21 protein-coding genes and 1 riboswitch are annotated in these 25,025 nt (G+C 34.4%); of the genes, 5 read left to right on the top strand and 16 right to left on the bottom strand.

The annotated features are described in order from the left end of the window. Positions 1-86: 86 nt before the first annotated feature. The 3 genes from LZQ00_RS14770 to LZQ00_RS14760 form a co-directional block, all read right to left on the bottom strand. Positions 87-413 (bottom strand): nucleotide pyrophosphohydrolase, encoded by a 327-nt coding sequence (locus LZQ00_RS14770; RefSeq protein WP_021192353.1) that lies wholly within the window; start codon positions 411-413, stop codon positions 87-89. Positions 414-417: 4 nt separating this feature from the next. Continuing rightward, complete coding sequence (gene dtd, locus LZQ00_RS14765) at positions 418-876, bottom strand: D-aminoacyl-tRNA deacylase (protein ID WP_234510032.1); 459 nt, start codon at positions 874-876, stop codon at positions 418-420. Between the two features lie 126 nt (positions 877-1,002). After that, positions 1,003-3,423 carry a TonB-dependent receptor gene (locus tag LZQ00_RS14760; protein ID WP_234510031.1) on the bottom strand — a complete coding sequence of 807 codons (2,421 nt, stop codon included), beginning with the start codon at positions 3,421-3,423 and terminating at the stop codon, positions 1,003-1,005. Positions 3,424-3,484: 61 nt separating this feature from the next. Continuing rightward, positions 3,485-3,609, bottom strand: a riboswitch (TPP riboswitch). A gap of 634 nt (positions 3,610-4,243) precedes the next feature. On the opposite strand from LZQ00_RS14760, the gene LZQ00_RS14755 reads away from it, so the two are divergent. The 3 genes from LZQ00_RS14755 to LZQ00_RS14745 are packed head-to-tail and all read left to right on the top strand — an operon-like array spanning position 4,244 to position 7,252. Then, on the top strand, positions 4,244-5,413 hold the full coding sequence (locus LZQ00_RS14755; protein ID WP_234510030.1) for an amidohydrolase family protein: 1,170 nt from the start codon (positions 4,244-4,246) through the stop codon (positions 5,411-5,413). 34 nt (positions 5,414-5,447) lie between these two features. After that, positions 5,448-5,729, top strand: a complete 282-nt coding sequence (locus tag LZQ00_RS14750) for an acylphosphatase (RefSeq protein ID WP_234510029.1) — start codon at positions 5,448-5,450, stop codon at positions 5,727-5,729. Positions 5,730-5,740: 11 nt separating this feature from the next. After that, positions 5,741-7,252 (top strand): oligosaccharide flippase family protein, encoded by a 1,512-nt coding sequence (locus LZQ00_RS14745; protein ID WP_234510028.1) that lies wholly within the window; start codon positions 5,741-5,743, stop codon positions 7,250-7,252. A gap of 12 nt (positions 7,253-7,264) precedes the next feature. Here the strand turns inward: LZQ00_RS14745 and dusB are convergent, their stop codons facing one another. The 13 genes from dusB to trmD form a co-directional block, all read right to left on the bottom strand. Continuing rightward, on the bottom strand, positions 7,265-8,263 hold the full coding sequence (dusB, locus tag LZQ00_RS14740; RefSeq protein ID WP_234510027.1) for a tRNA dihydrouridine synthase DusB: 999 nt from the start codon (positions 8,261-8,263) through the stop codon (positions 7,265-7,267). A 347-nt stretch (positions 8,264-8,610) separates the two neighbouring features. Further along, on the bottom strand, positions 8,611-11,052 hold the full coding sequence (locus LZQ00_RS14735; RefSeq protein WP_234510026.1) for an outer membrane beta-barrel family protein: 2,442 nt from the start codon (positions 11,050-11,052) through the stop codon (positions 8,611-8,613). Between the two features lie 10 nt (positions 11,053-11,062). Further along, on the bottom strand, positions 11,063-12,190 hold the full coding sequence (locus LZQ00_RS14730) for a PepSY-associated TM helix domain-containing protein (protein WP_234510025.1): 1,128 nt from the start codon (positions 12,188-12,190) through the stop codon (positions 11,063-11,065). A gap of 68 nt (positions 12,191-12,258) precedes the next feature. Further along, a complete protein-coding gene (locus tag LZQ00_RS14725; RefSeq protein WP_234510024.1) occupies positions 12,259-13,476 on the bottom strand; it encodes a DUF4374 domain-containing protein in 1,218 nt (405 codons plus the stop codon). A 21-nt stretch (positions 13,477-13,497) separates the two neighbouring features. After that, entirely contained in the window at positions 13,498-15,882 is a 2,385-nt protein-coding gene (locus LZQ00_RS14720; protein WP_234510023.1) for a TonB-dependent receptor, read from the bottom strand. Between the two features lie 115 nt (positions 15,883-15,997). Then, positions 15,998-17,200, bottom strand: coding sequence for a DUF4374 domain-containing protein (locus LZQ00_RS14715; RefSeq protein ID WP_234510022.1), 1,203 nt, complete (start codon positions 17,198-17,200; stop codon positions 15,998-16,000). A 26-nt stretch (positions 17,201-17,226) separates the two neighbouring features. Continuing rightward, positions 17,227-17,865, bottom strand: coding sequence for a hypothetical protein (locus LZQ00_RS14710; protein WP_234510021.1), 639 nt, complete (start codon positions 17,863-17,865; stop codon positions 17,227-17,229). Between the two features lie 51 nt (positions 17,866-17,916). Further along, entirely contained in the window at positions 17,917-18,432 is a 516-nt protein-coding gene (locus LZQ00_RS14705) for an RNA polymerase sigma-70 factor (protein WP_234510020.1), read from the bottom strand. Between the two features lie 76 nt (positions 18,433-18,508). Next, positions 18,509-19,291, bottom strand: coding sequence for an indole-3-glycerol phosphate synthase TrpC (gene trpC, locus LZQ00_RS14700; protein WP_234510019.1), 783 nt, complete (start codon positions 19,289-19,291; stop codon positions 18,509-18,511). A gap of 2 nt (positions 19,292-19,293) precedes the next feature. Further along, on the bottom strand, positions 19,294-19,869 hold the full coding sequence (locus tag LZQ00_RS14695; protein WP_234510018.1) for an anthranilate synthase component II: 576 nt from the start codon (positions 19,867-19,869) through the stop codon (positions 19,294-19,296). Beyond that, positions 19,859-20,158 carry a chorismate mutase gene (locus LZQ00_RS14690; RefSeq protein WP_234510017.1) on the bottom strand — a complete coding sequence of 100 codons (300 nt, stop codon included), beginning with the start codon at positions 20,156-20,158 and terminating at the stop codon, positions 19,859-19,861. The genes LZQ00_RS14695 and LZQ00_RS14690 overlap by 11 nt, the downstream gene beginning before the upstream one ends. After that, a complete protein-coding gene (locus LZQ00_RS14685; protein WP_234514817.1) occupies positions 20,155-21,558 on the bottom strand; it encodes an anthranilate synthase component I family protein in 1,404 nt (467 codons plus the stop codon). The genes LZQ00_RS14690 and LZQ00_RS14685 overlap by 4 nt, the downstream gene beginning before the upstream one ends. Before the next feature lie 244 nt (positions 21,559-21,802). Further along, a complete protein-coding gene (gene trmD, locus LZQ00_RS14680; protein ID WP_234510016.1) occupies positions 21,803-22,480 on the bottom strand; it encodes a tRNA (guanosine(37)-N1)-methyltransferase TrmD in 678 nt (225 codons plus the stop codon). Positions 22,481-22,704: 224 nt separating this feature from the next. Here trmD and LZQ00_RS14675 point away from each other — a divergent pair, with 224 nt between their 5' ends. Both LZQ00_RS14675 and LZQ00_RS14670 read left to right on the top strand, forming a co-directional pair. Beyond that, entirely contained in the window at positions 22,705-24,336 is a 1,632-nt protein-coding gene (locus LZQ00_RS14675) for an ABC-F family ATP-binding cassette domain-containing protein (RefSeq protein WP_234510015.1), read from the top strand. A 92-nt stretch (positions 24,337-24,428) separates the two neighbouring features. Next, the gene (locus LZQ00_RS14670; protein ID WP_234510014.1) at positions 24,429-25,025 is read left to right on the top strand and encodes a CDP-alcohol phosphatidyltransferase family protein; all 597 of its coding nucleotides are present in this window, start codon (positions 24,429-24,431) and stop codon (positions 25,023-25,025) included.

Below are 25,025 nucleotides of genomic sequence, written 5' to 3'. Positions count from 1 at the left end.
AATGGCTTCAAATATATAAAGTCTACCTGATAACTAGTGTATTTATTTTTAATAATATCTTAAAGACGCTAATAGCCTTGCTATTATTATTTTAGTTTTTCATTATTCTTGTGGCGATCGGCATCGCGGATTGACTTCTTTTCTAAATTCTTTTCTAGGGCATCTGTTAAGTCAATGCCTGTTTGATTTGCTAAGCACATCAATACAAAAAGAACGTCCGCCATCTCATCAGCTAAATTTACCTCTTTGTCAGATTTTTTAAAGGATTGCTCACCATACTGTCTAGCCATTATTCTCGCCACCTCACCGACTTCTTCCATAAGCATAGCCGTGTTTGTCAATTCATTAAAATAACGAATTCCTGTTGTGTTGATCCACTTATCAATAGTTTCTTGTGCCTCTTTTATTGTCATTTTCTTAGAAATTATCTTTATCTTGTGTATTCATCATGATCGTAACAGGACCATCATTTAACAAATCAATTTTCATATCCGCTCCAAAGATCCCTAGTTGAACCTCTTTTTCTAATAATGAAGTTAGATAATGGGCCATTTGCTCATACATCGGTTTAGCTTTCTCCAGTTTTGCAGCACGAATAAAGGAAGGTCGGTTCCCCTTTTTTGTTTGCGCAAATAATGTAAACTGAGAAATTAATAAAATATTGCCTGCAATATCTTGGACTGATTTGTTCATTAACCCGTTTTCATCACTGAAAATTCTAAGATTGATGAACTTTTGAGCCATCCATTTCATATCTTCTAAGGTGTCTTCATCTTCAATTCCAATAAAGATTAAGAGACCCTGTTCAATTTGACCGGTAATATCATTTTCTACCGAACAACTTGCTCTTGAAACTCGTTGTATCACTGCACGCATAAGACAATATTAACGAAAAAAAAGAAAACTAAGTAAACGATCTCAAAAGAGATTATTTCTTTACATTAAAGATCGTTTACTCATCTCAATAACCTATCGGATATTTAATTCACAGCAATCCGTTTATTAAAATCTAATATTTAGACCTAACATAAAATTAGTTGTAGCCTGTGGATAGTAGAAATTAAAAGATTTACGAGATGAACCATCCATATATCCCCAGGTATATCCACTTGTTTCATATTTTTCATTCAAAATATTATTAATAGAAAGACTGAGATCAATATTTTTTATTCCAAATGCTGCAAAATTGTAGATTGCTCTAACATTGTTTACAAAAGAAGGATCGATGCTCCTTACCTTCGCGGAACTGTTATCTAGATATTGTCTGGAAATATATTTGGACAATAGGGCGATTTCAAAAGCCTGTACAGGTTTATAAGAAAATTCACTGGACAAGATTGTTGAAGGAGAAAGTGCAATATCAGTTTTCTTGAAGAATTCATTACTAGTTTCATCTGTAAAATTATTGATCTTGTTTTGACTTAGACCTGCAGTTGCTTTCCAAATAAATTGATTGGATATTTTCCAAGCTGCGTCTAATTCCAAGCCTATTCGATAACTATCTGGGATATTTAATCTTAACGGAGATCCTACATCGTTTAGTGCACCGGTTGGAATCAGTTGGTCTTTGTAGAACATACCATAAAGATTAGTTCCAATATTAAAGACATCATTTTTAAAGCGATATCCAATTTCAACATCTTGCATCTTTTCAGGTTTTGGATTGTTGCCAATGATATCAACGAAATCATCACGTACAGGTTCTTTGCTTGCATAAGCATAAGATGCATAAAGATTCGAATTTTCATTGATGAGATAAGTAAATCCTAATTTTGGATTTAAAAAATTAAATTTTCTGTCAAAATCCAGATCTTTAATCTTATCATCATCACCGCTAACTTGATAACTGATATTGCGATATTGTATATCAGCAAATAATAACCAATCATTGACTGTGAAATCTGCTTTTAAAAATGTACTGATATCATTTTTTGTAGCATCATTCAGATAATATTTGTCACCTAAATTACTGGTAGAAGCATATTGAGCCCAAATAACTTCACCATAATGATCACCTTTATATTGATTTATCGCTCCGCCCCATGTTAACTTTACCGCTTGCGAAGGATTGTAATTGAAAGAATACGTAGCGCCATAAAAGTAATTGTCTAGCCATCGTCTTCTAATTAAGTCTGTTTTTGAGATCGTATCCTTACCAAGGATGACTTGTGGCAAATTGTATTTTGATAATTTGTCTTCAGGACGGTATTCTTCATAATAACCAGCGCCTCGAGTATAATGTAGAGCCGCATTGAATGTTATTTTTTCATTGATAAAATTGGTGTAATGTAATTGATGGTGTGTTTGCGTATAGTTGTCCGTTTGGTTCTTGTATAAATACTTGTTATAGGTGCGACCAGCTTGCAATAAATTCTCTGTTTCTGCTGCTGTATAGCCATCATTGATCGCATAGTCTTTCATTCCTTCAATATCATTGTTTAAACGAGGCTCTGGAGTACCATACCAGGACTGATAGGTCTTTTCCTTTCCAGAGAAGACAATTGCTTTTAGAATCTGTTTATCACTGTAATATCCTCCGTCTACATAAAAAGACTTTAGATCAGAAGAAGCGCGATCGATATAGCCATCACTTAGAATCCGAGAGAGACGCACATTGAATGCAAATTTATTGTTCAAAAGACCAGAACCTACCTTTAATGTATTTTTCCATGAATTAAAGGAACCATAAGAATTATTAAATTCTACATATGGATCTTTTTCTAAGGTGTTAGATTGAATATTTAAAGATGCTCCGAATGATCCTGCACCGTTTGTGGAGGTTCCAATACCTCGTTGGATTTGAATACTCTCGGTGGAAGAAGCAAAATCAGGCAGGTTAACAAAGAAAGAACCCATGCTTTCTGCATCATTCAAAGGAATACCGTTCAAAGTAACATTGATACGAGCATTGTCCGAACCGCGTATCCGCATGCTGGTATATCCAATACCAGCTCCTGCATCAGATCCGATAACAACAGAAGGGGTTTGATCTAAGAGGTATGGAATATCTTGTCCAAAATTGTTTTTGGAGATATCTTCTTTGCTCAGGTTTTTATAAGTTGTAGAAGAGTTGCTTTTAGCGCGTGTTGCTTGTACAAAAACCTCTTCTGTTTTTATTACTTGTGCTTGTAGGTAAATTTCTATGGATTTATCATCCATTAAGTCAATTTGTTTTTTTTCGGAACGATAGCCCAAGAAAGAGGCGGTAAGATCATATTTACCGTTAGGTACATTAGAAAATAGCGCAACCCCTTTGTCATTAGATTTTGAATGTATAGTATTTGTAGCTACTAAACTAACACTCGCTCCTTGCAGTGTTTTTTTTGTTTCAGCGTCTAATATTTTGATAGATAGATGATGCTGTGCTGATACGCATAAAACTGTTCCTAAAAAAACGACAGTACTGATTAAACCTTTAATCATGATCTTTTAATTGAATTTTGAGTCAAATAAATTATTGCAAAGGGTTACAATAATCTTTTAAATATTTAACTAACCACTTCCCTCCGCCAGCATTATCTGGATCAGGTGTACAATACCAATGGTATTGTTGGGTATAATCTCAGCCTTTATTCGTGTTCTTGGAACAAGGCACCCCTTATCGATGTTGCGAAGTTATTAAAATAAATCATGACTAAAAATATTTTTAAGTAGCTATGATGATTTTGAGAAAAATAATTGTTAAGAATTTGGAAAAAATTAATAGTTGTCGGTTGAGTATGGTTGTATATTTAATTTGAGTAGCTAGTTTTATCTACTTACAGTGGTGGATTGGGGTACTCAAAAAGCTGTCAAAAAAATCTAATAATAATCGTTTTTTCTTTAGAATAAATATAGTGCTGTTCTTGTACACATACCCGCGACTGACAGGATGTCATTGAAATATTATACTATTGTTAAAAAATGTTAAATTATATTATTTCTCAATAAATTAATTGAGGCTAATTTTGTTTTGTCGTGTAAAGAAAAAGAGTGTATTTTTTATATTTATTTGTTTGTTAATGCTTTAGATGTGAAATAAGTATTTATGAGTTCTAAATTTGTCGGATATCTATCAAAAACAATGTAACTAATTTGTTTAAAAACTATTATCATGATTAAGTAATTAAACTATTTGTGTAAATTTGTTTTTTTTAATGGAAATAAATTATTCAATACACTTTGGCACGAATTTTAACGTTATTACCCACAGTTACATTGTATTAACCTCAATGCCATGTAGCTCTTAAAGTTTTTTATGATAATGAAATATTATAGCGCTAACTATATCTTACCGATTACTTCTTTGCCTATTAAAGATGGAGTTGTTGGTATAAATGATGACGGAGAAATTCTAGGGATTTATGAAGCTAAATCAACAGAATTGGACGGTCAACATATTGAAAAATTTAATGGAGTTATTGTTCCTGGTTTTATAAATGCACATTGTCATTTAGAATTATCCCATATGAAGGGTACAATTCCTTCCAAGACGGGTTTACCAGCTTTTTTATCTGCAGTAATGACGAGCCGAAACTCACCTTTAAAAGTGATCGATAAGGCAATGGCTGATGCGGATGAGGAAATGTATAAGAATGGTATTGTAGCGGTAGGAGATCATGCTAATACGGACAATACATCTAGAATAAAAGAATCAAGTAAAATTCTTTACCATACATTTATTGAAGTTTTCGGAGTAGAACCAAGTGAAGCGGATGGTAAAATACAAGAAGCAAAAGATTTAATTCATGAGTTTGCTTCAGCGCATTCGTCTATTACTCCCCATGCCCCTTATTCTTGCTCCAAAGCACTTCTTAAAAAATTTAAAAAATCTGTTTCTGAAGGAAATATTATTAGTATTCACAATCAGGAAAGCGATGAGGAAAATAAATTGTTTAGATATAAAACAGGTGAATTTTTAGATTTTTTCAAAAAAATTGGAAAAAACCCAGATTTGTTTAAAGCACAGGCTAGAAACTCTATTCAATCGTATTTACCTTACTTGCCAAATCCTAATAAATTGATTCTCGTACATAATACATATACTTCATTGAAAGATTTGGATTTTGTAGACAGAATGGGACGTGATATTGTATGGTGTTTATGTCCAAAAGCGAATCTTTTTATTGAAGATCAATTACCTAAAGTGATGAACTTTGTAAATGATAATCAAAAAATTGTACTTGGTACTGATAGTTTGGCATCAAATGATTCTCTTTCGATTCTGGATGAATTAAAGGTTTTACACAAGAATTTTGAAGAATTGGATTTTCAACAATCCATTCAATGGGCTACGATCAATGGTGCCCAAGCCTTAAATATCGCAGATCAATTCGGATCACTTGAAATAGGTAAAAAACCAGGACTAGTCTTGTTAAAAAACATGGAACACTTTAGATTGACAGATAAAGTTACCGTACAACGATTAGCATAGTAAAATACTCAAAATCTTCTGTACTTTTGTTGATATGAAGCATTTCAATATTTCTATCAAAGGAAAAGTACAGGGGGTTTACTTTAGATTCTCAACTAAAGCTGTGGCAGATCAGTTAGGTGTTAAAGGTTTTGTAAAAAACTTAGCCGATGGTTCTGTTTATATAGAAGCAGAAGGAGATAATTTTGCCTTAGAATCTCTGCTAGATTTTTGTGAAGAGGGACCCGAGCGTGCAGAAGTAGAAGAACTGACATATGAAGAAGGAGAGTGGAAGGGCTTTAAGAATTTTGAAATGCTTAAAAGATCAACAAACTAAACCCTAATACTTTGTCTATTTTTAAGAAATTTGCTGGCCAAACATTGATTTATGGTCTGAGTACCATAGTTTCTCGACTACTCAACTTTATTCTAACCCCAATTTTCGTTCGTAAATTCCCGGCTTCTACCTACGGGATATTTACTAATATGTACTCATGGGCAGCCATGATAAATGCTTTTCTTGCCTTTGGCATGGAGACAACCTATTTTAGGTACTTACAGAAAGTTGAAGAAAAAGATAAATCAAAGGTTTTCAATAATAGTTTTATTGTAACCATTTTTACTTCTCTTCTTTTTTTGTTAACAATTCTCCTCTTTTCTAATGATATTGCTAGATGGTTTGCTAAAGAGAATGTTGACACTATAAGTGAATATAAGAACTATATATACTTTGTCGGACTTACTTTAGTTGCCGATGCATTAGCCGTAGTTCCTTTTGCAAAGATCCGTGCAAATGGACGACCGATGCGTTACGGTATGTTGAAGCTTGTGAGTATCATTACTTTTGTGCTATTAAGTTTGACCTTTATTGTATTTATTCCTTATTTAATTAAACACTTTCCGGAAACAAGATCTTATTTCTCTTCTTGGTATATAAATTCCTGGTTGGGTTATGTTTTCTTGTCAAACTTTATCGCCAGTGCATTAACCTTATTGATGTTGCTTCCTGAGATTAAAACATTTACTTTTAAAATTGATAAAGCGTTAATCGCGGAAATGTTTCGGTATAGTTTTCCCATTTTGATTGCTAATATCTCTTATATTATTAATGAAAATCTGGATAAAATTATGATGCCAGAATTATTACCTAAACATATTGCTGATCGAGATGTTGGAATTTATGGAGCCATCGCAAAGATAGCTGTCTTCTTAAGTATTTTTGTTCAAGCTTTTCGTTTAGGCGCTGAACCATTCTTCTTTTCTTATGCAAAGAATGAAAACTCTAGTAAAGTCTATGCATTAATTATGGAATATTTTGTGATAGCCATGATGATTGTGATGATTGGCCTATCTGTTAATATCGAATGGTTGAAATATTTTATTGAGGGTGGTACGCTGGCTCAAAGCGAAGAATATTGGTCAGGACTGTTTATCATCCCTGTTCTTTTGTTTAATTACGTTATGCTGGGAATCTATATGAACCTTTCCGTTTGGTACAAATTATCTGATCAAACACGTTATGGACTTTATATCTCTGGAATCGGAGCTTTAATAACCATTCTGCTCTGTTATGTATTCATCCCTCAGTATAGTTACGTTGGAGCAATCTATGTGACATCCATTACGTACTTCGTCATGGTATTTTTGTCGTATTTTTGGGGGCAAAAAAATTACCCAATTCCTTATAAGATATTTAAAATTGGGGCTTACATGTTGGTCGGAACACTAATCGTTTATATTCACTATACCGCATTTGACCGTAACTTTTGGATTGGCAATATCATGTTGATTGCTTATATATTGGGTGCTGCTTTTGTAGAAAAGAAAACAATTATAAGGATGATGAGGACTAAAAATTAGCAGAAACGAATTTTAAAAAATCGCTTCTGCTATAAAATTATGTTGAATTTCATCTAAGACCTCCTGAATTTCTTCGAAAGTTTGTAGATTCACTAATTGCATCCTATATTCTTTGAAATTTGGAAGCCCTTTGAAATAATTAGCATAATGTCGGCGCATTTCAAAAATTCCTGTTTTGGGTCCTTTCCATTCAATAGATTTAATTAAGTGTGTACGGCAAACATCTACACGCTCAGCTATCGTAGGTCCCTCCAATCGTTCGCCAGTTTGGAAAAAGTGTTTGATTTCTCTGAATATCCAAGGATAACCAATGGATGCACGGCCAATCATAATGCCATCCACTTCGTATTCTTGTCGCCAAGCAACGGCTTTCTCTAAAGAGTCAACATCACCATTGCCAAAAATTGGAATTTTAATGCGAGGATTGCGTTTGATATCACGAATCATAGACCAATCCGCTTGTCCTTTATACATTTGGGCACGTGTACGACCATGAATGGACAACGCTTTAATGCCGATGTCCTGTAAGCGTTCTGCTACTTCGTAAACGTTCTTCGTATTATCATCCCATCCCAAGCGAGTTTTGACAGTAACAGGTAAATTTGTGGCTTCCACTACAGCTTTTGTCATCGCAACCATCTTGTCGATATCCTGTAGTAAACTTGCTCCTGCACCTCGACAAGCAACATTTTTAACGGGACAACCATAGTTAATATCGATTAAATCTGGGTCGGCTAGTGTGCAAATCTCTGATGACTGGCGCATATGGTCAATTTCAGAACCAAATATTTGAATCCCGATTGGTCTTTCATATTCAAAAATATCCAGTTTCTTACGTGATTTTGCGGCATCACGGATCAACCCCTCTGAAGAAATAAACTCCGTATACATCATATCGACACCATTTTGCTTACAGACATAACGGAATGGTGGATCACTCACATCCTCCATCGGAGCGAGTAATAATGGGAATTCTCCTAAATCTATATTTTCACCAATCTTAACAGACATACTTGGAATTTTTTACAAAGATACTAAATTTGAAATTGTTCTATTTGTGAAGTTTTTGATATTTGTGTCATTTGATAGTAGGATACAAGATGGAGTTATTGTTGCTATCTCGTATTGTAACAGGGTATTGGTTATAGGAATCTCTATATGAATATTTGAAGTAAGCAAGAACTTGTTTTTATTCCTTTTGCAAAAGAATTGATTGTATAGAAACAAAATAATTTATAGACGTTATTAAGGCTTATAAATTATTTTGTTTATCTAAAAAAATAGCTATCAAGATGGTTTGATAGCTATTTTTTGCAGAAGCCTGTATTTTTAAATTACGATTGGATTTCCACGATTACTTAAAGTCTATTTTTAATTTCTTCAGATCCCGTTGAACGTTGTTTTATTGAATTGTCTGATCCTCCAAATCGATAATTAAAGGATAATATGGCTGTCCTGCTGTCTGGATTAGATCTACCAATTAACCGTACGGTGTTAGAAACCGTTTCAAATCTTCTGTTGTTAGTCCGAAAGATATCGTTGACTACTAATTTAACCGTCGCTTTTTTATTTAGAATATTCTTTTGAATACCTGTGTAAACAAGCCCGTAACTTTTAATCTTACTCAAACCAACAGTTAATCCGGACATATAATTTCCTCCAAGTTCTAAAGACCAATCTTTAGGTAGTTTAAAATTATTTTGCGTATTTAATGTCAAGGTATTTCCTGCACGTTTGATTAATTGATTTTCTTGCGGAATTTCATACGCATTTTGATAAAAGTTCGCAAAGTAAGTAGCAGTCCACCAAGAAACAATTTGCATTGGTGCAATAAAAGATATTCCATAGTTTCTGAATGATCCTATATTTTCTGGTTTTTCATAGGTGATATGTGCATTGGTCGGATCTATTCCTATTATTTCATTGACAACATCTGACCTATTGGCATAATTTAAAGTAAACATATATTTATTTACTAACGTATAATTCATTTCGAAAGCATGTTCATAGGCAGGATCTAATGTAGCATTACCTTCTGAATAGGAGAAGGGGTCGGTATAAACACGAAATGGATTTAGATCCCAAAAAGAGGGTCTTTCTACACGATAACTATAACCCAACTGTAACTTGTGATTCGTATTTAAACTGTACGATATAAATGCAGATGGAAACAGTTTAAGATAATCTTTTGAGAACTGCTCATCTATGGTAATCTGGTTGCCATTGGTCGAAGTGTATTCTGCACGGAGTCCAACTTGAGTCGAAATTTTGTTCCATGTTTTTGACAAATTGATGTAACCTGCCTGTATAGTTTCTTTATAAATGAAGTGATTACTTGTTGACAGATCAGGAACATAATTTCCGTTTTGTAACGTATCATACTGTAGGTCATTCTCTGTTCGGATATGGCTTGTTTTCCAGCCAGTTTCTAACTTAAACTGCTCTGCAAGTGGCAGGGAATAATCAATTTTTGCAACATATACTTTATTGTCCGAGGGAATATCCCCAATTCGTGAAGACAAAGGCCGTATATTGTTTTGATTTTCGTTACTATGTTGAGTTGTAAGTGTTTGATCCATTTTAGAATAATGGTCAATAAGATCAAAATCTATTTTTAGCTCATGCCCACTTTCATTAAACTTCAAATTATAATTGATGTTGTAAAGCATATCTTCCCATCGTTCTTTTCCTGCTGTTATAGTTGAAGCCAACCAGATGAGATCCTTCGTCTCGAAGTTCCTAAATTGAGTTGTGGTAGGTTCATGTTTAGGATATTTTCCCAAACCACCATTCACTAAGAAACCTAAAGTTTGCTTTGGACTTAAATAAAAGTCCATTCCAACTCTAAAATTATTGGACCTTAGTTTTGGTTGAATCTTATTTTCCTGTTGTGAAAAGGTTTTAGGTTGAGCCTGGGAATCTTTGTGAAAATAACGTGTTAATGAATTATAATAACGTAAATTTTGAAAATACTGATTGTAACTTCCAAAAGCATTTATTTTTTCAGTGCGGAAATTCAAGTTGACACTTCCGCCTAAATGTAGTCCTCGTCCTGCACCTATATTTCCTGAAATAGCACCGTTAAACCCTTGTTTTAATCCCTTTTTTAAGACAATATTGATGATTCCCGAAGTACCTGCGGCATCTTGTTTCGCGTTGGGATTGGACATGACTTCAATTTTATTAATATCAGCAGATGAAGTACTTCTCAATAGATTAGCAAGTTGATCCGCAGATAGGTAAGTAAGTTTTCCATTGATCATAATAGAAGCTCCTGATTTTCCCTTGATACTGAAGGTTCCATGATCATCAACAGCTATTCCTGGAATTTTTGCTAATAATTCTAATCCATTGTTGCCATCTGCTAGTGCAGAATTTTCAATATTAAAGACTGTTTTATCTTGCTGTTGTTCTATAAATTGTTTGCGCTTGTTGATGACAACCTCTGCGAGGTAAGCATTGTTTTGTTGTAGTATAATCTTTCCTAGATTATATTCATTGATGAACTCATTTAATCGAAAGTGAGGACTGAAAATATCTTGATAAGTCATACTATTGATCCTTACATAGTAATTTCCAAAAGAAGGATTTGGAAACATAAAATTTCCGGTACTATCAGCAACAATAACTTTTGCAACAGTCCCATCATGGACATGATGTAAACTTACTTGAACATATGGAACGGCTTCTGTATTTTGATCAATAATCTGCCCAATGACTTTAGTTGATTGCTGAGCATGTGCGAAAAGTAAAGTAGAAACCAAAAAGAGACTAATGAAATATCTGAAATAATGAAACATGTCAACACGGTTAAGAAGTTATTGAACGAGCAAGCTTTGGTTTTTTCGTTGATTTTTTCTTTTTTCCCCACCAAATATAGAAACCTGTAATTGGTAAACTTGCACAAATAAGGGAAGCTAAAAAGTAAATTATTTTGGTCGTCATACCACCAATAAAACCAGTATGTAGCGCATAATTGGCGCGCATCAACCACTCTGTTGGATTGGCATCATCAATAGCTCCTTGTTTTCTTCCGGTGAGTTCAAGCGTATTCCGATCAAAAGTCAAATCCCTCCAAATACCATTTTCCATATCAGTACACGCATAGACTGTTTTGTCATCTGCTTCAGGATAGTGGACAATAACAGCTTCTTTATTATGACGAGCATATTCATGACGTACTTTGTACCAGATTTGATCTGCCACGAACAAAGCCTCATTCAACGGTTGATCTTGAGGAATCTCTTTTTCTACTTTTTCTGTTTTGTTTGGATAACCACCACTGAGCCATACAACAGATTTTCGCATCCAAGGAAAACTCATGATTAATCCTGTAAGACACATGACTAGAGCGATCGTTAAGGCGTAAAATCCCAGAACATTATGAAGATCATAATTGATCCTTTTAAATCGTGCCTTCCATTTTATAGTGAAACTTTGCTCTCTCGATCTTTTGTTCCATTTTTTTGGCCACCATAAGATAAGACCAGTGATGAGTAGAGAAAAGAATATGAAGGTACTCCAACCCACAATTTGACGACCGATCTTGTTCGGCATCCATAAGTGACGGTGACCCTCATCCATGAAATGGAAGAAATTTTCATGATTGACCACTGCCAATATTTCAGCAGTATATGGATTCACATACACAACACTATCCGATTGATCTAAACTCACTTTAACTGATTTGTCTAATCCGTAATACCAAGAGCTTGCTATTTCCTTGTCAGGAATAGCAGCTTGAACAGCTTTATAGATTGCTGAAGGAGGTAGTTGATTTTCTGATTTTTGAGCTTCTACCCAAATATAATTTGTGGTTAATGCTTTGATGTCATGTTCAAAGACAAGTACACAGCCCGTAATACTCAAAATGACCACAGGTATACCCGCTGCCAATCCTAACCAAAGGTGTAGCCATGCATTAATTTTACTGAGCATAAGATATTGTTTATTTCTGTCGATAATAAGTAAGCAATTGGGCAATCGTGAGATTGCCCAAATCTTTCTTAATTGAGATTATATAGAATTGGTGTATCTGCGTCACCACCGATTATTTTTGCACCTTTTGTCAATTTATCTGTCGTTGGATTGTATTCCCAAATGTAAATAGCATCTGCTGTCGGGTCATTGACAGCAATATAGGCATTACCATTCACGACTACTGCTGAACGTGAATTGCTGACTAAAGGAAAATCTAGTTTTTTAACTATTTTTTGAGTATTTACATCTACAATTAAGTATTCCCACATGGCAGCGTACCACCAATCATTCCACTCTTTGACATTATTTTTTGTATCATGAGCACTAATCAGCAAAGCTTTTCCATTGCCTAAATATTCGACACCTAGTTGATTGTCTCCCCCTCTATATTGACTAATGTTAAAGAAGTAGTTCGGATCTAAATGATCTTCTCCATCCTTAATTCTGTAAAATCCAGTAGGAAGATTTTTTCCACCCCCTAAAGCAGACATGGTATAAGTTTGTAAATAAGTATATCCATTCTCCTTGAATTTATGGAAATATCCATTTCTTACTGGTCCCATAGGAGCAGAACGAGCATCTTTACCAGTTGTTTTAAAATTTTTGAAACTAGGGTAATCAACCACTGCTGTGTAAGTCGTATCATAACTTACCTTGCTGATATTATTATACAAACAATACCCTAAAACAACTTTATTGCCCTGAGGTAAAAAAGCATAAATTCTCATGTTATGATCTTTTGGGATTTGCGTCTCGGAAGTGATCGTTCCACTAACCTCCACCTGCATAGTACTGGTATTAATAATCGCGTATTCATTGCTATTTCTTGGCCCAATAGCTAAACGATCATTGTCCAACCAGCTGTGCCAACCAATGTACAGAGCGGTTAAATTTGTAAATGGAATCACCTGTACTGTTTTTAATACGCCATCCTCAAAACTATATTTTCCAAATTTGGCAGCATTAGGATCGATCGAATAAAAATATTTACCCTTTTGGATGACATTCTCCTCCCAAGGGAACATACTGGTAACATCTGTGCCCGTTCCAATAGGAGAAATAGTGCCAGACATTAAATCTTTCACAGGAAGCATAAAGGAACCGTTGTCTGTACTATATTTTAGAGCAAAATTTCCGTCTGAAGCATCGGGAACTTTAACGTCGGGGCTAGATTTACTGCAACTAGCCAATGAGATTGTTACAATAGCCAGTAAACTAATGTTTTTTGTAATAGATTTTAACATGATATTTAATTTTAAATGATTTTAATTTGTTGCGTGTAGGTAGTATCTAAATTTTAGATAGAATGACCGACCAGGTTTCTGCTGTTTGAAAACATCATATGCGATTTGATCCGTAATATTTCTTCCTTCGGCAGTAATGTTGTACTTGTTATTAGCTAAAGAGTAGGTCAAGCTAATATTATGAATGTATTGTTCCGGAATGTAATCTTTTGTTGATGAATCGCCTAGTTTTGACCAACTTAAAGAGTAGTTGTTGACGAACTGAATATAATAGTTCATTTGGATTCTATTTGCTTTTCCTCCAAATACATCATTCTTACCATAGCTGATATCAGCATTTCCAAATAACCATGGTTCATTCGGAGTCCGGCTGCCATAGGTAATTTTTTCTCGATTGGTGCCTATGATATACCTCTCCCGATCAACAGCATTGTAATAACTCATATTTAATACCGCTTGTAATGAAGATTTATACAGATATTTGATTTCAAAATCACCACCATTTATCTTAATTCCACCTTCATTCGTTGAATAAATACGTGGACCTGCAGCACTTTCATAAGTTTTAGTAACGATGTAGTCTTTGGCATTCCTGTAAAAAGTAGAAGCATCCAAACTCAAGAAGTGATGACCAAATGTCGTCGAATAATAGAGATTCAAATTATAGTTGTCACTATTTGCAGGATTCAAATTGACATTCCCGTCCACATTTAACCCATCCCCAAAAAGTTGCGTAAAACTCGGTAACTGATAAGCATGCTCATAGGACAGCTTGACACCTAATGTTCTCCAAATTTTGATGTTCGTAACAGCACCATAACCAACATAGTTCTTTGAATTTTTCTCCGAATCATTGCTTTTTCCTGATAACCCGTATTTTTTTATAAAAAAGGAATTGTTAAACCGTTGATTCGATAAATAATGTTGATAATTTAATCCAGCTGTAGTTCTAATAATTTGATTTGTTTTATTGTAAAAATCATTGTAGGGATCAATTTCATTGTAATCCTCTCTTCTATGTGTATTTAAATTATAATTGAAAGTTAGGAAATGATTCAATCCCACTTTGTAATTTAAATTCAGTTGAGAGAAGCTATTATCCGTTTTTTGATGCATGATCGACTTATGCGACGATAATTCTCCAGAATTGGGGAAATATTTATCTGGTTTTCCATTCCAGAAATAGTAAGTCCAAGAACTGGTATCTGTAATTACATTTTCACTTTTAGAATAATTGGCATAAACTGTCGCAGCAAGTCGCTCTAAGAAAAGCTTATTTTTTCTGTATCTGAAACTAGGCGTAATACTATTGCTATTGCTGAAAACATTTCCAATAACCTTTTCCTGAGTAGCCCCAGTTTGTTGTTGATCATAAGTATAGTTATAATTCAAACCCAATATTGCAATATCGGCCCATTTTTTATCCGCTACTCCAGCCTCGACCTGTGCCATGTAGGATCGGTAGTCATTATGAAATCTTCGAGCGGTACGTAGCGTATCAAACTTTCCACTAACGGTTTCCGAGGGTACTTCCAGATAGACATTAGCTTTAGGATTACTTTTCATCAAATAATCATTATTTGAATAATTATAATAACTGTTAAAATTTAGAATTACCCCATTTTTTGGATTCTTATAACCAGTACTTATGGCTGCTCGATGTGTATTGAATGAACCTAGACTATAACTCGCATCTAAGCTCCTTTTATGATCACGATTTGTAACGATATTAATAGCTCCGCCTAATGCATCAGATCCCAGATGAGCTGGAACTACACCTTTGTACACTTCAATTCGTTCTGCAATGTTTACAGGAATATTATTTAAACTCATTCCGCTACCAAAGGATTCAATAGGAACGCCATCAATAAAAAATTTAATGTGACTACCTGATAACCCATTCATGGAAAGAGAAAATTTTGACCCAAGACCACCTTGCTCTCTGATTTTTATACCCGTACTTCTATTGAGGATTTGATTGATATCAGCATTGGTATTTGCATACTGTTTGGTGTCAATGACATTGACATTAAAACCAGTTTCTTTGATTTTTTTCCCTTCAGTTTTTCCTTGGATGGTAACTTCCTCTAAAGATTTGCTAGCTACTTTTAATTTAATGTCGTTAAGCTCAACCAGCGATTGACTAATCGTAATTCTCTTTTCCAGGTTTTTATAACTAACAGCAGAGATTGTTAAAATATAAGTGTCATAGGGGATATTTGTAATCGAGAACTCGCCATTTCCATTTGTTATGGCACCTCTTGATGTTCCCTTTAAGCTAATACTTGCACCTTCAAGAGGTTCATTTGAATTTACTTTTCCTTTAAGTGTTCCTATTTGTTGTGCGAAAGAAGTAAACGATATGATTAAGAGTAGCGTTAACCATATTATTTTTAATTTTAACATTCTGTTATTTAGATTAATTATACATAAGAATGTTGCATAAGTCTAAATCTACCGAAGGTCAAAAATGATTATATAGGAAATTAATTTATAACTGATTGTATTTCAGTTTGAAAAATTAATACAATTGGTCGATGCGAACGATGAAATCGGTCTCTTTGTCTAGTTTTAAACCTGTATCAATTCTTTTCGTTTGGATATTATATATCCAAACTTGATGCTGGTCTTCTGCGTCATCAATCGTGATATAAGCCTTTCCATTTTTTACCAGAACGGATTCTTTACGCGTTCCCTTATCGTAGGGAAGGGCTAATTTGTGAGTTGTTTGTTTAATAAGATCAACCAAATAATACTCGAACTGGTAGGTAGAATGATGATCGCTAAAATCAGTATATCGATCCTTGCGTTCACTACGAACAATAGCTTCATTGTTTCCTAAGTACCACATGCCATAAGCATGATTCTGAGTTTGTGCCGTCAGATTGAAAAAGTAACTAGGATCAATTTCAGTGCTATTTTGATTGATCTTAAAGATGGCTGTTGGCTTAGTCAGATTATTTCCAAGTGCAATTCCAGGACAACTCATGAAATAGAAGTTTCCCTTTTCATCTTTAAAACTATAGGATTGAACCGTATTGATCCCTCCAGGATAAGTAGACCGAGTATCTTTTTGAATATGTTGTAATTGCAAGGTCTGCGGATCCAGTGTTGCCATATACATAGTATCTATCGTCGTGAAATCAGTTTCATTAATAACCCGATTAAAAGTATAACCGACGATGAGACGATCATGCTGTAGCGTACTGAAACCAATGGAGAGAATCTTATAATCAGTATGTGTAAGCGGAAGCTGAATTTCCTGCTGTTGTAGGACTGTGAAATCGTTAACGGCAATTTTATAATAGGTCAATTTGCTGTAACTCTTATTATCTATGGTAAATAACAATACAGTATCCTTCGAGATCCAGTTTATATTTTCAATATGCTGATCCAACATAGGAATGCTAGCTATTTCTTTTAAACCAGTCTGTTGGAGTTCAAATTTTTTAAATTTGTTTTCGTTAATATGATAAAAATGACCGTCTTTAATAATAATACTACGATCGAATTGTTGCGTCGGTAAATCTACACCTTGTTGTATGATAGCAATGTTTCCTGAATCAATGGAATTGGTCGTAATGATGGTATTGCCTAAGTTTTTATTCATGATGAATAGGCTATACTTATCCTTAATATTGATGCTCTCATCGTGCCCTATACAACCGATCATGAAAACGACTAATAGCAGACAAGCAAATTTAGAAATACGGTTTAATCGCATGAAAACTTGTATAAATAAGCGTCGCACTAAATGATATTAAATTGGCGTTTAAGTTGATGTTGTATGGTTGGAGCTAAAAAAGTAAGTTCAGATTTAGAAAGTATGACTTGCTTACCTGTATTTTTAGCATCCAAAATGAAGTATATTTCTCCATTTTTTAATTCTTTTTTGGTAGAGCTTCCAGGAAAAGTGTAAGTGAAATCTTTTTTAGGAGTCAACATCATATTTCCTACCGTATAAAACTCTCCCGTATCCATGTTGATCCGTGCGGAAGCATGTTTTCCTAGAATAAGTTCATAACTATTTTTCTCAATATATTTCAGGTTAGCATTAGCGCTATTATCAAATAAAGCGTAGGTATCTTCTTTGCTTACAGTAAATCGATATATACTAAATCCTAAGATTATAAGTAGAGAAGCCGCAATACTGATATACTTAAAGGAGAATTTCTTAGTAGGAGCTTTAGTTTCAGGTAAAGGTTTGTTTATATGTGTACTCAGCTCTTCCCATATTTTTAGCTGTAGTTGATCTTTATCCCGAGCGGGCATTGTAAGTGAGGACAAACTCAAGGTATCATCTAAAAGCCATTCTTCCACAAGAATCTTTTCTTCTGGGGTACATTGGTTCAGATGATATTTTTCTATCAGTTTATGATCAACTTGCATTATTATATATTGCTAAACAAAAGTACAGGATTTCTTTTTCAATATACAAATTTAACAGATATAATCCGTGAGTTCAGTTTTTAAAGCCTTTAAGGCTTTAGATATATGATATTCTACAGCTCTTTCAGAAATATATAATTTATGCGCAATTTCTTTATTTGTAAGACCCTGATTTCTACTCATCTGAAATACGTTCTTACATTGTTTAGGTAAGTCATTTATCAATCTTGAAATCTTTTGCGATAACTCCTCTGCAACTAAAGGATCTTCTGTATAATGAGTTTCACGCTCACTGGTAAAGTTTTCAATATGTTGTTGACGAGAAACCTTATTTCGAATATATTCAAACGTTTTGAGTTTAACCGATCGAATCAAGTATCGCTCAACCTCTTTTAAATGAAGGGTGTCCCGTCTCTCCCAAAGTGATTTGAATACTTCTTGGATAATTTCTTTTGCGAGATCTTCATCTTGAATATTTTTCAAACAGAAAGCAAACATACCTTCCCAATATTGAAGATATATTTGCTCAAAACTTTTAGTATTGATGATGAAAATTCCCGATTCCAAAATGATGTTATCCTGTCTTTGATAGGCAATGTATGCTTACAAATATAAGATTATTTAGATTCGTTTTAAATAAGTTTTATATTTCTTTTACAAAATCTGATAAAGCTTTTGCTGGATTAGAGGTCTTCATAAAGTTTTCACCAATTAAAAATGACTGATACCCTGCTTTTTTTAGTTCACGAATAGTGTCTGGATTCGAAATTCCTGATTCAGATACTTTGATATATTTATCCGGGATCTTATTGACCAAATCATAAGAATGATGCAAAGAAACGACAAAGTCTTTCAAATTACGGTTGTTGACTCCTATGGCATCAATTGTGTCCAGAAGACTGCGGTTCAGCTCTTCTTCATTATGGATTTCAAGTAAAACATTTAATCCTAATGATTTCGCATACGTGGCAAGATCCTTTAACTCTTCTGTCGTTAAACATGCTGCAATAAGTAAAATAATATCAGCACCGTAAGCTTTCGCTTCGGCGATTTGATACTTATCAATGATAAACTCTTTTCGTAAGAGCGGAATGGTCAATACTGCTCTTGCTGCAGTCAAATCAGCTAAACTTCCTTGGAAGAAATCGGTATCTGTCAAGACAGAAATCGCTGATGCTCCTGCATCTTGATAACCTTTCACAACTTCTGCCACAGAATTTGTCCCATTGATTAATCCTTTTGAAGGAGATGCACGCTTATATTCAGAGATGATACCCGTCTTATTAGGATCCAGAATAGTCTCTCTTAAAGAATAACACGTTCTGTTAAAAAGAGGATATTGACTTAAATCTTCAAAAGATACTTTTGATTTCGCTTCCGCAACTTCTACTTTCTTTCGGTCAACTATTTTATCTAAAATTGTCATTTCTAATTTTTTAACCAGTTCTCGATCAGTTTTTTACCATTTTCGGTCAATACAGATTCTGGATGAAACTGCAGACCTTTAACATCGAATGTCTTGTGAGATAATGCCATAATGACACCATTCTCATCTGTGGCAGTCACTTTTAATGTGTCAGGAAGTGACGCTGCTTCTACCGCCCAAGAATGGTAGCGAGCAATTTTACTATGATTGCTGTACCCTTCAAATAGCTTTTCAGAAGGATCTGTAATAACTAAATCCGTTGCTACACCATGTAGCGGTCTTGGCATATTAAATAATTTCCCGCCAAAAACCTCCGCGATAGCCTGTTGTCCCAGACAGATCCCCAAGATACTTTTTGTCTCTGCATATTTGCGGATCACATCCAACAACAAACCTGCTTCTTCAGGAATACCAGGACCTGGTGATAATAAGATTTTATCAAAAGCAGCAACATCCTTCAATTGGAATTTATCATTTCTCCAAACCGTATACTCTTGATCACACTCCTGTAACAGATGTACTAAATTATACGTGAAAGAATCGTAGTTGTCGATTACTAATATTTTACTATTGCTCATGAGATACTTCTATTTCTTTGTTTGTAAAATGATGGATAATAGATTGGAATGTAGATTCCACAATATTCTTTTCAATTTTGAAAGTCTTTGGCCATTCTTTACGATCTGTAAACATAACAGTTTCCTGATATTCTTCTACTATATTTTCTAATGAAAATTCAGCTTGATTTAATTTATCTACATATTGTGCGCGTAATGCGATGAGCTCTAAGATTCGATAATCAATACAATCTACTGAGCTACGAAGGTGTGAACTATTTTCACAAAACTCCAATGGTCTTATCATCATAATGTTTCAGCCAGTTCTAATGCTTTTCTCAAAGCAGCTATTTTATTATTTACTTCTTGTAGTTCCATTTCTGGATCCGAGTCTAGCACAATACCACCACCAGCTTGATAGTTGAGCATATTTTGCTTACTCAAAAAAGAACGAATCATAATCGCATGATTAAAATCTCCGTTGAATCCCATATACCCAATTGCGCCACTATAGAATGAACGTTGCTGCCCCTCATAGCGGTCAATCAATGTAAGTGCCATATGTTTAGGAGCTCCACTTAATGTTCCTGCAGGATAAGTATCTCCAACGATATCAAACGGATTGACATTAGGTTTAAGTTTACCAGACACTTTGGAAACTAAGTGAATCACATGCGAATAGTATTGTGCTTCCTTGTACGATTTTACTTCGACTTGGTTACAATGTCTACTTAAATCATTACGAGCTAAGTCTACCAACATCACATGTTCCGCAGATTCCTTTGGATCATTTTTTAGCTGTTCCGCAATTTTTATATCCTCTTCCATATTTCCGGTACGTTTGAAAGTTCCCGCAATTGGATAAATAGTTGCTTCACCATTTTTGATCGTTAACTGTGCTTCCGGTGAAGAGCCAAACAATTTGAAATTTCCGTAATCAAAATAAAATAAATAAGGAGAAGGATTGATGGAGCGTAAAGCACGATACACATTAAATTCATCGCCTAAGAATGGTGTTGAAAAAGCACGAGAAGGAACGATTTGGAAAACATCACCACGTTGGATATGCTCTTTTACCTTTTTGACAAGCTCACGATGTTCTTCATCCGATCGATTAGAGGTTTCTTTTCCAGTTGTCTGAAAAGTATATTCTGGAAAGTTTTTATTTTGTATCAAATACTGTAATTTATCTAACTGAGACTCTTCTTCATCTAATAAATGCTCGAATACAAAAAGCTCATTCCTAAAATGATCAATCGCAATGACATATTTATATACATGATATTGCAAATGAGGAATATCTCGTCTTGGATCGATTGGAGTCGTCAATTTTATATCTTCAAAATGTTCGATCGTATCAAAGGTAAAGTAACCAAATAGACCATTTGAAATGATATTTCTTTCAGGAGAAAGGGTTTCTTCGAATGCTTTTCTAAATGTTGCGACTTCTTCTTTCAGATTAATTTGTTCCTTACTCTTGACAACAACTTTTTCATTCGGATAAGCAATTTCTAATTGTGTTTTATCCAATTTGATATGTGCCATAGATTGGCAACAGATGTAGCTGATGTTATTGTCCCTACTGTGATAATCAGAACTTTCCAATAGAATACTATTGGGATAGACATCACGCAATCTAAGATAGATGCTGACCGGTGTAGTGGTATCAGCAAGTAATTTTTTGAGATTTGTTTTAAATGTGTATTTCATCATTAATTCTTTAATTTTTAAACATAAAAAAACCCGATACTGATTAGCATCGGGTTTGAACTTCCATAATTGGTTTTGGTTGATTATGAAATATTTTAACAATACAGTTAGTTCCCGACGCTTTTTGCTTCAGGCCACCACCAACTAGTATATGTATTAAATGTCAACATTGTATCACAAATTTATAAAAAAAAATGATTAGGCAAACTTTTTATGATAAAAAATCAATAAAAACTGAAATTTATTAGTCATTTAATAAATCAGGTCTTCTTGTTTTCGTGCGAAGAAGTTGCTGTTCATCGCGCCAAGCAGCTATTTTAGCTTCATGCCCACTAAGTAAAACCTCTGGAACTTTATGGCCTTTCCAGTCCGCAGGACGTGTATAAATAGGAGCATCAAGCAATCCATCTTGAAAAGAATCCGATAAAGCAGATGTTTCATCAGACAAAACCCCAGGAATTAATCGAATGATTGCATCGGTTAAAATAGCCGCCGGAAGTTCACCTCCTGATAAAACATAATCGCCAACAGAAATTTCTTTTGTAACATAGATATCTCTAATGCGCTGATCAATACCCTTATAATGACCACAAAGGATCATCATATTTCCTTTGGTTGACAGATTATTCGCGATTTCTTGATTTAATGTTTCGCCATCAGGCGTCATAAAGATAATCTCATCATACGCACGTTCTGTTTTTAATTTTTCAATACACGCAGCAAAAGGTTCTATTTGCATGACCATACCTGAGCCCCCTCCGTATGGATAATCGTCAACGCTTTTTTGCTTATTCGTGGCATAGTCTCGTAAATTGTGGACAACAATTTCTGCTAAGCCCTTTTTTTGCGCCCTTTGTAAAATAGAATGAGCAAACGGACTCTCTAATAAGCTAGGAAGTACTGTAATGATATCAAATCGCATGCGGCAAAGATACACAAAAATGAAAATTACTGTTTTATTAATTTTGCTAGAACCCAATTGTAGAACTTTAACTCTGAAATTAACTTCAAGGAATCTGATGCAATTCTGAAAACTTCTAATCTCTTGTTGTAACCATATACGACTATTCATTTTTTATAAATTGATACTTTCTATATTTATAAGATTGATTCGCTTATCTTTGCGCAAAAAAAAGCGAATATAAAGTGATTAACGTAAATAATATTTCAGTTTCCTTTGGGGGAACGACTCTCTTTAGCGATGTATCCTTTTCAATCAATGAAAATGATAAAATTGCTTTAATGGGAAAAAATGGAGCAGGTAAATCGACACTATTAAAAATTATTGCAGGAGCTGGTAAACCCACAACAGGAAATGTGTCTGGTCCTAAAGATGCAGTTATTGCCTACTTACCGCAACATTTGTTAACCCAGGATAATGTGACGGTCTTTGAAGAAACTTCAAAAGCATTTGAAGAAGTCTACCATATGCGCGATGAATTAGAGCAGTTGAATGAACAGTTGAATATCCGTACAGATTACGAAACGGATGACTATATGAACCTGATTGAACGTGTCTCCGAGCTGAGTGAAAGATTCTATTCCATTGAGGAAGTGAATTATGATGCCGAAGTAGAAAAAGTATTAAAAGGTTTAGGTTTTGAACGTACTGATTTTACACGTCAAACCTCCGAGTTCTCTGGAGGATGGCGTATGCGTATTGAATTGGCTAAAATATTATTAAAGAAACCCGATCTAATTTTATTAGATGAACCAACAAACCATATGGATATTGAAAGTATCCAATGGCTGGAAGACTTCTTATTGAATTCCGCGAAAGCAGTTATCGTTATTTCGCACGATAGAGCTTTTGTGGATACGATCACCAATCGAACGATTGAGGTTACCATGGGACGTATTTATGATTATAAAGCCAAGTATAGTCATTACTTAGAATTGCGTAAAGATCGTCGTCTGCATCAATTGAAAGCTTATGAAGAGCAACAGCGTTTTATTGCGGACAATCAAGAATTTATCGATCGCTTTAGAGGAACCTATTCAAAAACATTACAAGTACAATCACGTGTGAAAATGTTGGAGAAGTTGGAAATCATCGAAATCGATGAGGTTGATACCTCTGCATTGCGATTAAAATTTCCTCCCTCTCCGCGTTCAGGTCAATACCCTGTCATTGTTGAAGAGTTAACAAAGAAATATGATGACCATGTCGTTTTTCAAAAAGCAGATATGGTTATTGAACGTGGTGAAAAAGTCGCTTTTGTTGGTAAGAATGGGGAAGGTAAATCAACCATGATCAAAGCGATCATGGGAGAGATTGACTATGAAGGAACGCTGAAAATAGGTCATAATGCAAAGATTGGTTATTTTGCACAAAATCAAGCCGCACTATTGGATGGCGAATTGACTGTTTTTGATACCATAGATCAAATTGCAGTGGGGGATGTAAGGGTTAAAATAAAAGATCTACTCGGTGCATTCATGTTTAGTGGAGATGACACAACAAAGAAGGTAAAAGTGTTGTCTGGTGGAGAGAAAACACGTTTAGCCATGATTAAGTTGTTGCTAGAGCCAGTCAATGTATTGATTCTCGATGAGCCTACCAACCACTTGGATATGAAAACGAAGGATATTATTAAAGATGCCCTTCAAGACTTTGATGGAACATTAATTTTAGTTTCTCACGATCGTGACTTTTTAGATGGATTAGCGCAAAAGGTTTTTGAATTTGGAAATAAACGTGTTCGGGAACATTTTGAAGATATCAAAGGATTCCTTGAATACAAGAAAATGAACAGTTTGAAAGATATAGAACGATAAATTATAATCCTATTTAAAATTATTTCAACTAAAAAACCTATTTTTAAAAATAGGTTTTTTTATTTATTTTGACCGATAACAAAAACAAACAAATGATATCTGTATATAAACTAAAACCTAAGTTTCAGCAATTATTAACACCGATATTGACCTACTTCTATAAGAGAGGGGTCACAGCGAATCAAATAACAATCGCTTCTATCATCCTTTCCTTGTTAATAGGTGTTTTGTTTTGGTTTGCAGATTGTTCGGATTGGCTCTTTTTAGCGCTTCCTATCGGATTATTAATGCGTATGGCTTTAAATGCATTAGATGGCATGATGGCGAGAACGTACAATCAAACGAGTAAAAAGGGCGAGCTATTAAACGAAATAGGAGATGTGGTATCCGATGTATTTGTTTTTTTTCCACTCATTAAGTTCCTACCAGAAAGTATGTATTTGATTGTTATTTTTATAGCATTAAGCATTATCAATGAGATGGCAGGCCTAATAGGGAAAGTAGTGGGTACAGCACGTAGATATGATGGGCCAATGGGAAAAAGTGATCGTGCATTGTTAGTCGCTTTATACGGGATATTGGCCTTCTGTCATATTTCATTACATACCTACTCACTTTACATCATCGCTGTGATTAATATTCTATTAGCGATCAGTACAGGAATAAGGTTAAAAAAATCGTTGTCCTAA

The organism is Sphingobacterium sp. SRCM116780 (genome assembly GCF_021442025.1).
Classification (GTDB): Bacteria; Bacteroidota; Bacteroidia; order Sphingobacteriales; family Sphingobacteriaceae; genus Sphingobacterium.
This window is presented reverse-complemented; position numbering and strand designations above follow the sequence as displayed.